This is a genomic window from Streptomyces sp. NBC_00078, from assembly GCF_026343335.1.
In the GTDB taxonomy this organism is placed as follows: Bacteria; Actinomycetota; Actinomycetes; order Streptomycetales; family Streptomycetaceae; genus Streptomyces.
The window spans coordinates 8,730,304-8,742,544 of the sequence record NZ_JAPELX010000001.1 but is presented as its reverse complement, the minus strand read 5'-3'; the positions used below and the strand labels follow the sequence as shown (position 1 = coordinate 8,742,544).

Below are 12,241 nucleotides of genomic sequence, written 5' to 3'. Positions count from 1 at the left end.
CATCTGGCGGCGCCACCCGTCGTGGGCTTGCGTCGATCGGCTGCGGTCAGGCTTCTGGGCTCCTTGCCGCCGGCTGGTCGCTGTTGCCGTGTGCCAGTGACGCGAGAATTTCCTTGCGGCAGACATCGAGGATTTCGTCCGCCAACGGAGAATCGTCCGGGCATGCCCGCGACAACACGATCGCGCCGACCGAATGGGCGAGCATGTCGATCATCGTGGTGCGGGCCGCGCGCCCGTCCGCATCCCCGAGCGTGTCCCCTTGGGGGGCGACCTGGAGAGCCGTCAGCAGGTTTTCGATCCCTGCCTCGAACTCCTTCCGGATGTCCCCCGGTTGACGTGCGGCGTCGCCGCTGAGGGCGGCGATGGTGCAGCCGTCACCGCGGCCGTCGCGATGCTCCCGCGTGACGTAGCGCTCGACGAACTGGGTGGCGTCCCGGCCCTCTGCCTGTGCCGCGGTCTGTGAGAGCGCGTTCGCGGACACCTCGGCCATGAGGTCGGCCTTGGAGCCGAAGTGCTTGTAGAACCCGCCATGGGTGAACCCGGCGGCTGCCATCAGGTCCGCCACGCCGACACCATCATAGCCGCGCTCGCGGAACAGCCTGCCGGCCGTCGCGACGATGTGCGCACGGTTCTGCTTCGCCTGTGCCTTGGTGACCCGCATGTCCAGCCGCCCTGTCCTCGGTCGACACTCCACTCGCGTCTCACGGCCAAGCATACATAGATGTCGATCGACATCAAAAGCCTTGACTTTTTAGATGACGATCGTCATCGTAATGCTCACCTCCGGTACTCACCCCCTCCAGAAAGGCTCAGGCCATGAGTGACACGCATGTGACCGCACCGACTCAGTACATCGAGGTCGACGGCGACCGATTCGCCTACCGACGCTGGGGCAAGCCCTCCGGCGTCCCGATCTTCCTGGTCCAGCACTTCCGCGGAGGGATGGACCACTGGGACCCCCTGCTCACCGACGGCCTGGCCGAAGGCCGCGAGGTCATCCTGTTCAACGGGCGCGGCATCGCCTCGTCATCCGGCAAGCCGCGTAACCGGTTCGAGGACATGGCCGACGACATCGCCGCGGTCATCCGGGCGCTGGGGCTGGAGCAGGTCGATCTGCTCGGCTTCTCGATCGGCGGTTTCCAGGTACAGGAGGTCACGCTGCGCCACCCTCAGCTGGTGCGCAAGCTCCTCCTGCTCGGCACCGGTCTCCGAGGCGGGGACCCGACGAGTGACCCCCAGGTGCCTGACCACGCGCTGAATCCGGTCCACGTCCTGGAGAACTTCCTCTTCCTGTTCTTCGGCCGCTCGGAAGCCGCGATCGAAGCCGGCCGGGCCTTCTGGGAGCGGCGTCACCAGCGGGCCGACCAGGACACGCTGAGCTCGCCCGCGGTCGCACAGGCGCAGGTCGAAGCGGTGATGGCCTATGCGGAACCGCTGCCGGGCGAGAATCCCTATGCGTTCCTGAATGCGATCACCCAGCCGACGCTGGTCCTCAACGGCGAGAACGACGTGATGATCGCCTCGATCAACTCCTGGCACCTCGCCCAGAACATCCCCAACGCTCAGCTGCTGATCTACCCCGATGCCGGGCATGGAGCGCAGTTCCAGTACCCCGAGCGGTTCCTGAAGCACGCCATTCAGTTCCTCGACGAGTAACACCTGCGGGGCTTCGGCGTAGTCGCTGACGCCTGGTCGGTGATGATCGGCCAGCTCATCGGAACCCCCCCAAGGCCTCGTTGTCGGCGCGGCCCCCGGTGACCGCGGTCAGCGCAAGGTGTTGGGGGCCAGTCGGATCGTCTGTGGCTGCTGCATCCGGAGGCGTATGGGCTTGGGTTTGCGGACCGCTTTCACCGGTTCGACGGGGTGTGGCGTGGTGCGCGGTGGTCGGGGAGGGCGGGTGAGGCGGCGGACCATGAGGGTGATGAAGGTCCAGGTGATGTGGGCCTCGCTGTGGGAAATGAGCCGCTCGTAGTCGCGGACGTTTCTCCTGGCTCTCATGATCCACGAGATGGCGCGCTCGACTCGCCACCGCCTGGCGAGGACGGCGAAGCCGTCCTGGTCTTTTCGGCGGGGCACCGTCTTGAGGGTGATGCCGAGGAAGGTGTGGGACCAGTCGACGAGGGTTCCGCCGTAGGCGGAGTCCGCGTCCTGCGTCGGCTGCGGAACCCCGGCCCGGCAATGCGCCCAGACTCCACCCCACACCACCAACATCACCAGACTCCAAGCCGACATGGCTGATTCCGGCCCCTATTGGGCCCACGGCGCCCGGCACCACCGACCGGTCCGCCAGTCACAGAACGTCACAGATCACCGGATCTGAAACAGCTTCTTTGTCCTCCCAGTCCACGAACAGGTCGCGGTACTACACCAGCCGTGAGCTGAACCGGGTTTCGTAGAGGCCGATCTTGTGTGTTTCAGGCGGCGTTCGGTGTCGCCTGGGAGCGGTAGTGCTGGGCCTCGAATTCCTCGGGTGGGAGGTAGCCGAGGGCGGAGTGGAGCCGTTCGGTGTTGTACCAGCCGACCCACTGGACGACGGCGTGTTCGACCTGGTCAGCGTCCCGCCAGGGCCCGTGGTGCTCGATCAGCTCGGCCTTGAAGGAGCCGTTCAGGGCCTCGGTCATGGCGTTGTCATACGAGTCCGCGACGGTGCCGACCGAGGCTGCGGCGCCCACGTCCGTCAGCCGTTCGCTGTAGCGGATCGACACATACTGGGCGAGTTCAACCAGTCGTTGCAACACCGGGCTGTTGCAGCGAGCGTAGCTGTTCTTCGAAGACCTCGGCCGGCGTCCGCCAACCCAGGACTGTCGGCAGCGCGAAAAGGGCGTACTGGCGCTTCTCGATGTTCATGAGTTCGCCCAAACCAGTGGCGTTACGACATCGCAGTCCCAAGGGGGGTCACTGCGGCCACCTCGCAGAACTTGATGAAGAGTGTGGAAGGTCCTCCACACCACTGGATCCAGGGTTCCGCCTTGGCGCTCGGTGCCCAGAGCCGCGACGGCGAACACACTCCGCCGGCTCGGAAACGCCAGGGCACGCCCTTCCCTGTCGATCTGCATGGACCCACCCGGGGAACGGTTACCGAGGAAGGATGGGTAAATTAGCCGCCGTCTACGTCAGGGAGACCTTGTCGATCACTCTCTTCATCCTGGTCAAGTCCGAGGGTATTGGCGTCAGTTGCACGAGCCCTTCCGTCGGCTTGTGACTCGCCTGCGTTGCTCACGACCGTGTTCTACTGGGGACGCGTTAATTCGTTGGTCAGCCAGGCTGGTTGAGGGCTCGAGTCAGCTCGCGGTTGGTGGACCGGGCGGCGTCGAGGTCCTCTATGGCCTCATCCAGCTTGAGCTTGAGGTCTCCCCTTTCCTGCTCGAGTTGGACGATTCTCTGCTGGAGCTTGTCGACGCTGTCGGGGGCGCCGAGACCGGAATCCCTCCAGGTCTGCTCGCCCATCAACTGCGACAGTCGTTGTTCCAGGAGAGTGATCCGGCCCGTCAGCCGTGCATTGCGCTCATGGGCGGCGGCCAAGTCGGCCATCAACGAGGCCCGCGAGACCGCCGCGCCCACTGCGCCGCCTCCGGCCGGCGTCTGCTCGGCCGTGTGGATCTGCGTCAGCAGGTCGCGGTGGCGGTAGAGGAACGTGCGGTCCACGCCCGCTCGCCTGGCCACTGCAGTCACCGACACCTCCTCGCCTGTGGCCTGGAGATCGCGAAGCGCCTGGGCAACTCGAGCGCGACGGCGCTCAGTGTCGGCCTGGCGGCCAAGGACCATCGCTTCCGTGCGATGGGAGCCGGTCTTGCTCATCGATCAGGCCTCTCTGGTCGAACGTCTGGCACCGGCTGGCCGACGCGGGGCATGCCGAGCATGACAGCCCTGCTCTTGCGGATGGTCACCATCGCCTCCTGCACTTGGTCCTGCTCGTCCATCTCGAGCTCAGCGAGTGACTCCTTCACGTTGGCGATCAGCCGGCGCACTCTTTGGATCTCGTGCTCCGACGGCGTCGCCTCGGCCTTGGCCCACTCGTCCGCGGTAGTAAGCGCGGCGATCCGCTCACGCGTCTGAAGCAGATCGGACAGGTATCGCTCCAGGTCCGGAAGGTAGGACACATCGGTGTTGAAGTGGTCGCAGCCCACGCACCGGAACCGGATCGGACACTCGCCCCCACCAGCCTGGACGTTGGACGGCTCCCCACACCCACCGAACGGCACCGGGACCGACTCCAGGCCGCGTCGCACATGCTCAGACTCCATCAACTGCCTGGCCTCGCGCCAGATCCGGTTCCCGTGCCGGTCGAAGTGGAACCGCGCGACGGTGTCAACCGCCTTGCGGGTTCGCTCCTCCGTCACCCTGTAATACCGGCGGGTCGACTCCAGAAGATCATGATCCATCAGCTTGCGGAGCTGGTCGATCGGCACGCCCGCGTCAGCGTGTCGCTGGGCATAACTGTGCCGGTAGGCATACATCACGACCTTGGACCGGTCGAACTCCGTCTTGCCGTCCTCCATCAGCAGCGGGGGCATCTCCGCAACCCAGTCCGAGTGCCGTTCCCCCACCGTGCCCATCGCGACCGACCGGGTGCCACGCGGGTTGCGAATCGGGGCCGGCAACAGCACCAGCTCCGACAGCGGCGTGTCCGGGAACCGCGTACGAACTCGATGTTGCTGATCCCGGATCACATCGACGGTGGCCTGGGCAATCGGCAGACGGATGCCCAGCCGGTTGCACTTGATGTTTGTCCAGATCAGCTCGTGCTTGCCCTTGGAGTCAGTGGCCAGACAGTCCCACTCCAGAGTGCAGATCTCATCGGGCCGGCGCCCGGTGTCAATCATCAGGTCGATGGCCACCCGGACCTCACGCGAGGCCATCTCCTCCAGCCGGTCCAGCTGCCCGCAGACCTGCCGCATCACCACCGCCGGCAGGTCTCGGGGCTTCTTACGCTTGTCTTCCTTCGGGATATCCGACTCGCGCAGTGCGAAGTCCTCCGATACGCCCGCCATCGGGCCGCCCGGACGTGACGCGCCGAGCGCGCGGGTGCGGTTGAGGAGTTTCCGCAGCATCCGAAGGGTGTTCCACCGAAGGTTGTCGGTCATGTCGGAATCGTGCTGGCTGACTTGGAACGTCAACCGGCCGAGGAAGTTCTCGATGTCCGCCCGGTCAACGGAGGTCGGGTTTTCACCACGGTCCTCTCGGAAGGCCCGCAAACTCTTCGACAGCCGACCGACCGCGCCGATATGAGCCTGCAGGAACCGGGTCGCGCTCTTGCCATAGTGACGCGGCAATTCCTCGACAATCCACATCATCACCGCCTCGCGCAGCCACTTCTGGGTGATGCCCGTGAAGTCCAGCACTCCACGGTGACCCCAGGCCCGAGCGTCCCAGCGGTCCGGCTTGCGCCGTTCCACCTCCGGGTCCAGGAGCGCCTGGACCACGTGATCCCGCAGCAGCCGGGCGTTAATGGCCGCGGTGTTCTTCTTGCCCGTCCGCTCGCCGTCGGGCACGTCCATCAGACTCTGCTGCGCAATTCGTTCAGGCGGAGAGTCTGTAGCTGAGTCGTTCGAGTCTGCTGGTGCGGGGGCGGTTGAGGGGGCCTGTGGTCCAGTGGGCGTCGAGCCTGATCACGTTGAGTGCGGTGGCGGAGAAGGCGTGTTGGAGGCGGACTTTCGGCAGGCCGCGGTAGCGGGCCCGGCGGATGCCGGTGATGTCGAGGGCCTGGTTGATGGTGCCCTCGACTCCGGCACGCAGGGCGTACTTGTTCTTCCAGGTGTCGGTCTTCTGCTCGGCGCGGGCCCGGGCGAGGTTCTCGTGGAGTTCCTCGGGACGCAGGGTGAGCATGCGGCGCCCGGTCTTCGAGGTGGTGCACTGCTTCTGGAGAGGGCAGTCCCGGCAGGTCAGGACGCTGAAGGTGATGACGATCGCGTCTTTGCCGTGCTGTTTGACCGGGTTCCAGTGGGAGCTGGTCCTGCCGGCGGGGCAGCGGACCTGGCGGGTCTTCCAATTGATGGTGAAGGCGTTCTTGTCGAAGCCTTCGGCGGCCTTGGCCTGGTCAGAGTGGTCCTGGAGGACCGGGGTGACCATGCGGATGCCCTGTTTCAGGGCCTTGGTGATCAGGTCGGCCGACGGGTAGCCGGAGTCGAGGTAGTGCTCGCCGGGCTGCACTCCGTGCTCGGCGAGCTTGCGCTGGATCGGGGCGGTCGCCTTCACATCCGGCACGGTCGCGTCGGTGGTGTGCACGTCGGTGATCAGATTCGGCATCACCCCTGTGCCCACCCCTGTGCCCACGTCGGCGTCGGCGTCGGCGTCGGCGTCGGCGTCGGGGAGGGTGGTGCAGGTCTCCGTGAGATGGATCTTGTAGCCCATCCAGAACAGGTCGTCGCCCTTGGCCGCCCAGCGTGCGTCGGAGTCGTAGGGGGAGGCCAGGCGGAGTTGGCCGGGCGGGACGCCGTCGTCGGCGTCCCGCTTCTTGATCACCTGCCGTCCCCGGGCATCGGTCCGGACGATGTAGGTCTGCACGAGGACCTGCCGCAACAAGCCCACGGCCTCGATCTCGCGAATCCAGGCCGGAGCGTCATCGGCCCAGGCCGCCCGGCACAAGGCGATGGCATCCTGCCCGAAGACCTGGGCGAGACGGTCACGTTTCGTCTGCGAGGGCGGCATGCGCCAGCCGTCGACCCGCGGCCCGTACCGCTCGGCGAACTCAGTGACGTTGATGTGTCCGGCCAGCCAGGCCGGTGCCGCGACCGCGAGGGCCTCCAGGGCCGCCCGCACACTCTCCCCGGCCAGCTCCAGACGGTTCAAGTCCCGCACCGCACTGATCACATGGGTGGAATCGGTGCGCTGCTTGCCTCCGGCCGCCACCAGGCCGGCGTCCTTGCAGTGCTCAAGGAGCCGGTCGAAGACCACCCGCTCCATACCGTTGTCCGCGAGCCGGGCCCGGAACCGGCACAGCACACTCGCATCGAATCCGGTGTCCGTCAGCTCCGCACCGAGCGCGTACTTCCAGTCGATCGCCCGCACCGCCATCGCCGCGGCCTGCCGATCCGTCAGGCCCTCCGCGAACTGCAACACCATCACCAGCGACAACACCCCCGGCGACAGTCCCGGCGCCCCGCGCACCCCGAACGCCTCCGTGAACGGCTCATCGACGAAGACCTCCGCGAGGCGATCCCGCGCCCGTATCGCCAGGCTCCCCTTCGGAAACGCCGCCCGGGCCACCACCACCGTCTGTTCCGGGATCTCCGGCAACCCCACCGGCCGCATCGACATCCGTACCGCCTCCAGGACCGCACGACAGGAAGGCGACCCCGCCAACGATCATCGCCGACCCGGCCTTACCCCCGCAGCGAATTGCGCAGCAGAGTCCCATCAAGGACCAAAACTCCTGCCGACGCAGCCAGTTGATAGTCGACCGTAACTTCTGCGGCGATACCTTCACCTCCTGCCCGATCCGCTCCTGCAACGCGAACAGCACCTCGACGACCAGCAACGGAGACAGCCCCAGCAGCGGCACCACCCCCGGACTCGTCAGCGTCGGCGCCTCCGTCCGGGCCCAGCGCGCCTCATCCGAGGCCTCCGGCTCACCGTCCCGCACCAGTCGCTTCCACTTCGTTTTGTGCGCCTGGCAGTACGGGCTCGTGGTCAGTTCCCGCTCGCGCGAGCACGCCAGCACGCCGCAGATCCCCAACGGGGGCATCGGTTTGACCTGCGGGTGCGCGAAAAACTCCTCCATCGACAAACCCAGCTTGCGGAACCGCGAGCGGTGTGGCCCGCACAGCTTGGACACCGAACTGCTCCACATACGCGCGCAGTTCAGAACCGAACAGCGCTCCCGCGGCTTCTTCTTCTCTGCCTCCGCGCTGCCCACGAACTCCTCCAGCGGGAGCTTGGAGCGGTTCCACTTGCTCTGGCAGAGACTGCACAACCCTGACGTCAAGATTGCCTCAGCAGAGCAGATGGCATTGATACAAGGTGTCCACGCCAGCAGCGGGTGCCCCGGCTGAATCGTCAGCGTTCGACTGTCCTCATCCCAGCCCGCAGCCTCCACCAGGAACTGCGGATCCAGGCGAGCCTTGAACCGCTCCACCTTCGGATCAGCACCGATGGACCGCTCACTCTCACGTACTTCTGCGAGCGTTGTCATCACTTGCCCGCTCCGTCCGTGGTCAGCACCCGTGGTGAGGGGACCCGCTCGACGACGTTCCGCAAGGCTTGTGAGTCGGGATGCAAATAGGGGAGCAACGACTCAGGCGATTCGTGGCCCATCAGCTCCGACAACTCATCCCAGTCCGCCCCTGCCGCTCGCGCGTTACTGGCAAAAGCATGACGGAGCTGATGCGGCCGGACCCTGCGTCCCAAGCTGGCCCGCTCGCTGAGCGCGGCCATCAACTCGTTGACTGCTCGCGGCGGCATCGGCGCACCCAGTGGCTCCCGCTGCAGGTTCACCAACACGAAGTCGCACGCATCCGCCGCGCGGCAGGCGATCCGCTCCATCACATACCGGTCGTGCGCTTGCACCAGCAGCCGATCGACAGGGACCACCCGCTCGCGGCGGGACTTGGCCCACGCTCCGTTCGGGTTCAGCTCGCGCCGCACCACGTGCAAGTGCGGTCCGGCCACCGCGCAACCCAGAGACACGGAACTGAGCAGGAAATGGATGTCCTCCCGCCGCAGCCCGACCAGTTCCCCCCTGCGCAGACCGCCCCTGCCCATGAAGAGGAGCATCATCCGGTCCCGCGCCGTCCGGCAGGCCCGCAGCAGCGCGAGGATCTCCTCATCGCTGGCCCGGTCCACCGGTCGCTTCGGCTCCTTCACCCGGTGCCGTACTCCCAGACGCACCCCCGCCGTCGAGCCCTCACCCCTTGCCGCGGCTGGCAGATCCGCCGTTGAAGCCAAGTCGAACAGGACTGGCAGTACCCACTGCGGTGCGTCACCATGTGTCACCGCATGCGCGACCATCCCACGCACCGCTGTCAGTACCCCGTTGACCCGTTTCTCACCGCGCGCTGGCTTGCGCCCCGGACCGACCATCAGCGCCGCCCCCGGCGACGGCTCGATGCCCGACATGCCTTTCGGCGCGTGCCGCAGCCACGTCATGAACAGGCCCAAGTCCGGTGCCGCAGTGTGCCAATCCCGGTCCGTGCGCAGACACCAGCGCAGGAACAACGCGAGCGCGTACGCGTAGGTCTCCGTAGTCGACTCGGCCTTGCCCTTGCCGAACCGGACGTGTTGCAGGAACCGATCCGCAGCCGCCACTGGAACGAACAAGTGGTCCAACACCGTCCAGTACCTCTGCCCTGAAGGCAAGGTCACAGGAAACGCTCTCAACCTGGTGCTCTCTCTCAACTGATGTACGCCATGCAACGTGAGCTACACCCCAACAGGTGTGTTGCGCACCGGGTCTTGAGAGGCTGTCATGCCACGTCACACCACAGAACATCGCCCCCTACAAAACCCTGCACAACCCGGCCGACATCACCCGCCGCGACCTGCGCCTGGGCGACCACGTCATGGTGCATCGCGCCGGCGACGTCATCCCCCGCATCGAAGCCCCCGTCGCCCACCTGCGCACCGGCGAGGAACAGGCCATCTCCTTCCCCGAGGTGTGCCCGCACTGCGGATCCGGTATCGACACCAGCCAGGAGCGCTGGCGGTGCGAACAAGGCCGCAACTGCCACCTGGTCGCCTCCCTCTCGTACGCCGCAGGCCGCGACCAGCTCGACATCGAAGGCCTGGGCGCGACCCGTGTCGTCCAGCTCGTCGAGGCCGGCCTGGTGAGCGACCTCGCCGACCTGTTCACCCTCACTCGCGACCAGCTCCTCGCGCTGGAGCGGATGGGTGAGACCAGTACCGACAACCTCCTGGCCGCCCTCGCGACGGCCAGGACGCGGCCGCTGTCGCGGGTGTTGTGCGCGCTCGGCGTCCGCGGCACCGGCCGCTCCATGTCCCGCCGCATCGCGCGGCACTTCGCCACCATGGACCGTATTCGCGCGGCCGACGCCAAGGCACTGCAGCAGGTCGAGGGCATCGGTCCGGAGAAGGCGCCCTCCATCGTCGCCGAACTCGCCGGCCTCGCCGGCCTCATCGACAAACTCGCGGCGGCCGAGGTGAACATGACCGAACCCGGGGCCACTCCCCCGCCGCCCGTCGGCAGCGACACACCGGACCCCGGCGATGCCGCGGACAGCGGCCCGGCCGAGGCCCCGCTCGCCGGTATGACGGTCGTGGTCACCGGCACGATGACGGGACCGCTGGCACAGCTCAGCCGCAACCAGATGAACGAACTCATCGAGCGGGCCGGCGGCCGCTCCTCGTCCAGCGTGTCCAAGAAGACCACGCTGGTCGTCGCCAGTGAGGGCGCCGGATCCAAACGGGCCAAGGCAGACGACCTCGGTATCCGGCTAGCGACACCCGACGAATTCGCCGCGCTGGTTGCCGACTACATCAGCTGACTTCGAGAACAACTCGATATCGGCCCTCGACTCCCACGTTCGTTTTCAGGTACTTCCCCTCCAAGGAGGACGTGGTCATCCAGGACGAGTACGATCCCGCCCTCGCCGTTCTTGCCGGCTCCAGCCGTGGAGGACGACGCGGCAACGGGCATCTGCGGCGCCCCGGTTGGGCCGGATGCAGCGGCCCGTCGGGGCCTCCCACGCAGGCAGGGGGGCGGCGCACGACCTCCCCAGGCACTGCGCCGCCCCCCCTGCCCACATCCCCGTTGCCCGCACCCGGCCGACTTACGCCTCGCCGGTCCGAGGACGTCAGGGCAACGCCCGACAGTGCGATGTGGGGTGGCCCTGGGCGCCCCGCCCGACCCAACTGGCATGCAGCGGCGGGCAGATGGGGACATGTCTCGTGGTCACGCTGGATGCGACCGTCGTGAACATCGCGCCGGCCGGCGCACAACACGGCCTCGGCTTCAGCGACGGCAGTCGGCCGCGCACTACCGGGAGTCCTACGACGGGTCACCGCACCGCACCGCACCGCACCGCAGCGCAGCGCACGCTTCGCGATTCCTGACGCCGTCTACCCGTCGACCGGCCGTGGAGTTGCCTTTCCGGCGAACCCGGCGAACCCGGCGAACCCGGCGACCCGGCGACCCGGCGACCCGGCGGGCCTCGACGCTTCCAGGCGGGCTCGCTTCGTCCGGCCCGGCTCAGCCCGCGCGGTCCAGCGGACCCTCGAACAGGGCGAGCCGGGCGGTGATGCGCTTGCCGCCGGGCTCCCGGTGCGACTCGAAGCGCTGCACCACCGCCATCACGATCTCCAGACCGTGCTGGCCGACCCGCCCGGCGTCAGCGGTCTCGGCGGACGGAAGCGTCGGTTCGGTGTCCCACACCGCGATCTCCAGCGCGCCGCCGGTGATGCGCAGGTGCAACAGCACCGGTCCGGGAGCGTATTTCAGCGCGTTGGTGACCAGCTCACTGACCACCAGCTGGGCCAGGTCCATGGCGCGGGCCGACACGGGCAGCCCGTACGCGGACCGGGCCCGTGTCAGGAAATCCGTTGCCCGGGCCCTCGAGCCGGCGATACAGCCCGCCGCTCCGTCCAGGGCCACCGTCACCTCAGCGGGTGCGACATCGTGCATCCAGGAACCCTCCTCGGGCGCAACACAGGCTCCCTGCCATGATCCACGTTGTCCCGTTCGTGGGCGCGTGGCGATCTGCGGTACCCCGTTCATGCGCGCGTTTACCCCGTGCGCCGCGCAGTACTCCTGTGGCGCGAGCGTATGAATGGGCCACCTGTGTGCATCGCATTTACGATCCCGGGGCAGCGTTGGCAACAAAGGCGTGTGCCGACCCCACCGATGTGCGCAGAGGATGCGAGTGGCAGACAAACAGGAACCAGCCGGTCACGGCCGGCTGACCGTCGTCCGCACTGATGCCGAAGGCATCACCGTGCTCAGCCTCGACGGAGAAGTCGACCATCAGAGCGCGGGCGCCCTGACCCGGGCCATGCCTCCGGCGGACGCCACCACCGGACAACGGGTCGTCGTCGATCTGAGCCAGGTCACGTTCATGGACTCCAGCGGCATCAACGCCCTGATCGCCGCTCATCAGGCCACGCAGGCCGCACGGGGGTGGCTGCGGCTCGCGGGGGCACGGGGCGCCGTTTTGCGCACCATTCAGCTCGTGGGGCTCGACACGATCGTCACGTGTCGTCCTACCGTCCGGGACGCCCTGGCGCCATGACGACCTCGGCGCGTGAGCCAGGTGGTTCGGCGGCACCGGCATGCCCACCGCCGGTTCCGATC

The 12,241-nt window shown here is 67.3% G+C and carries 12 protein-coding genes and 1 pseudogene; 3 read left to right on the top strand and 10 right to left on the bottom strand.

Features of this window, described 5'->3' with window-relative positions:
- Nucleotides 1–46 precede the first annotated feature (46 nt).
- Complete coding sequence (locus OOK07_RS40695) at nt 47–661, bottom strand: TetR/AcrR family transcriptional regulator (RefSeq protein WP_266801614.1); 615 nt, start codon at nt 659–661, stop codon at nt 47–49.
- A 155-nt stretch (nt 662–816) separates the two neighbouring features.
- Between OOK07_RS40695 and OOK07_RS40690 the strand changes: the two genes are divergently transcribed.
- Nucleotides 817–1,656 carry an alpha/beta fold hydrolase gene (locus OOK07_RS40690; RefSeq protein ID WP_079657350.1) on the top strand — a complete coding sequence of 280 codons (840 nt, stop codon included), beginning with the start codon at nt 817–819 and terminating at the stop codon, nt 1,654–1,656.
- A gap of 108 nt (nt 1,657–1,764) precedes the next feature.
- On the opposite strand, the gene OOK07_RS40685 is transcribed toward OOK07_RS40690, so the two are convergent.
- The 8 genes from OOK07_RS40685 to OOK07_RS40650 all read right to left on the bottom strand — a co-directional run bounded on the left by OOK07_RS40685 (nt 1,765) and on the right by OOK07_RS40650 (nt 9,267).
- Nucleotides 1,765–2,232: a transposase gene (locus OOK07_RS40685; RefSeq protein WP_266801613.1), complete on the bottom strand. Its 468-nt coding sequence runs from the start codon at nt 2,230–2,232 to the stop codon at nt 1,765–1,767.
- 182 nt (nt 2,233–2,414) lie between these two features.
- Nucleotides 2,415–2,735: an integrase core domain-containing protein gene (locus tag OOK07_RS40680; RefSeq protein ID WP_266801612.1), complete on the bottom strand. Its 321-nt coding sequence runs from the start codon at nt 2,733–2,735 to the stop codon at nt 2,415–2,417.
- Complete coding sequence (locus tag OOK07_RS40675) at nt 2,719–2,847, bottom strand: hypothetical protein (protein ID WP_266801611.1); 129 nt, start codon at nt 2,845–2,847, stop codon at nt 2,719–2,721. The genes OOK07_RS40680 and OOK07_RS40675 overlap by 17 nt, the downstream gene beginning before the upstream one ends.
- Nucleotides 2,848–3,255: 408 nt before the next feature.
- The gene (locus OOK07_RS40670) at nt 3,256–3,798 is read right to left on the bottom strand and encodes a DUF6262 family protein (protein ID WP_266801610.1); all 543 of its coding nucleotides are present in this window, start codon (nt 3,796–3,798) and stop codon (nt 3,256–3,258) included.
- The gene (locus OOK07_RS40665) at nt 3,795–5,498 is read right to left on the bottom strand and encodes a tyrosine-type recombinase/integrase (protein ID WP_266801609.1); all 1,704 of its coding nucleotides are present in this window, start codon (nt 5,496–5,498) and stop codon (nt 3,795–3,797) included. The genes OOK07_RS40670 and OOK07_RS40665 overlap by 4 nt, the downstream gene beginning before the upstream one ends.
- Before the next feature lie 22 nt (nt 5,499–5,520).
- Nucleotides 5,521–7,206 carry an IS1182 family transposase gene (locus tag OOK07_RS40660; RefSeq protein WP_266802287.1) on the bottom strand — a complete coding sequence of 562 codons (1,686 nt, stop codon included), beginning with the start codon at nt 7,204–7,206 and terminating at the stop codon, nt 5,521–5,523.
- On the bottom strand, nt 7,130–8,131 hold the full coding sequence (locus OOK07_RS40655; RefSeq protein ID WP_266801608.1) for a hypothetical protein: 1,002 nt from the start codon (nt 8,129–8,131) through the stop codon (nt 7,130–7,132). The genes OOK07_RS40660 and OOK07_RS40655 overlap by 77 nt, the downstream gene beginning before the upstream one ends.
- On the bottom strand, nt 8,131–9,267 hold the full coding sequence (locus OOK07_RS40650; RefSeq protein ID WP_266801607.1) for a tyrosine-type recombinase/integrase: 1,137 nt from the start codon (nt 9,265–9,267) through the stop codon (nt 8,131–8,133). Before OOK07_RS40650 ends, OOK07_RS40655 begins: the two co-directional genes overlap by 1 nt.
- A 167-nt stretch (nt 9,268–9,434) precedes the next feature.
- Here OOK07_RS40650 and OOK07_RS40645 point away from each other — a divergent pair.
- Nucleotides 9,435–10,439: pseudogene (locus tag OOK07_RS40645) on the top strand (helix-hairpin-helix domain-containing protein); the annotation flags it as partial.
- Between the two features lie 704 nt (nt 10,440–11,143).
- On the opposite strand, the gene OOK07_RS40640 reads toward OOK07_RS40645, so the two are convergent.
- Nucleotides 11,144–11,575: an ATP-binding protein gene (locus OOK07_RS40640; RefSeq protein WP_266801606.1), complete on the bottom strand. Its 432-nt coding sequence runs from the start codon at nt 11,573–11,575 to the stop codon at nt 11,144–11,146.
- Nucleotides 11,576–11,807: 232 nt separating this feature from the next.
- Between OOK07_RS40640 and OOK07_RS40635 the strand changes: the two genes are divergently transcribed.
- The gene (locus OOK07_RS40635; protein ID WP_406313149.1) at nt 11,808–12,179 is read left to right on the top strand and encodes an STAS domain-containing protein; all 372 of its coding nucleotides are present in this window, start codon (nt 11,808–11,810) and stop codon (nt 12,177–12,179) included.
- The last annotated feature ends 62 nt before the right edge of the window (nt 12,180–12,241 follow it).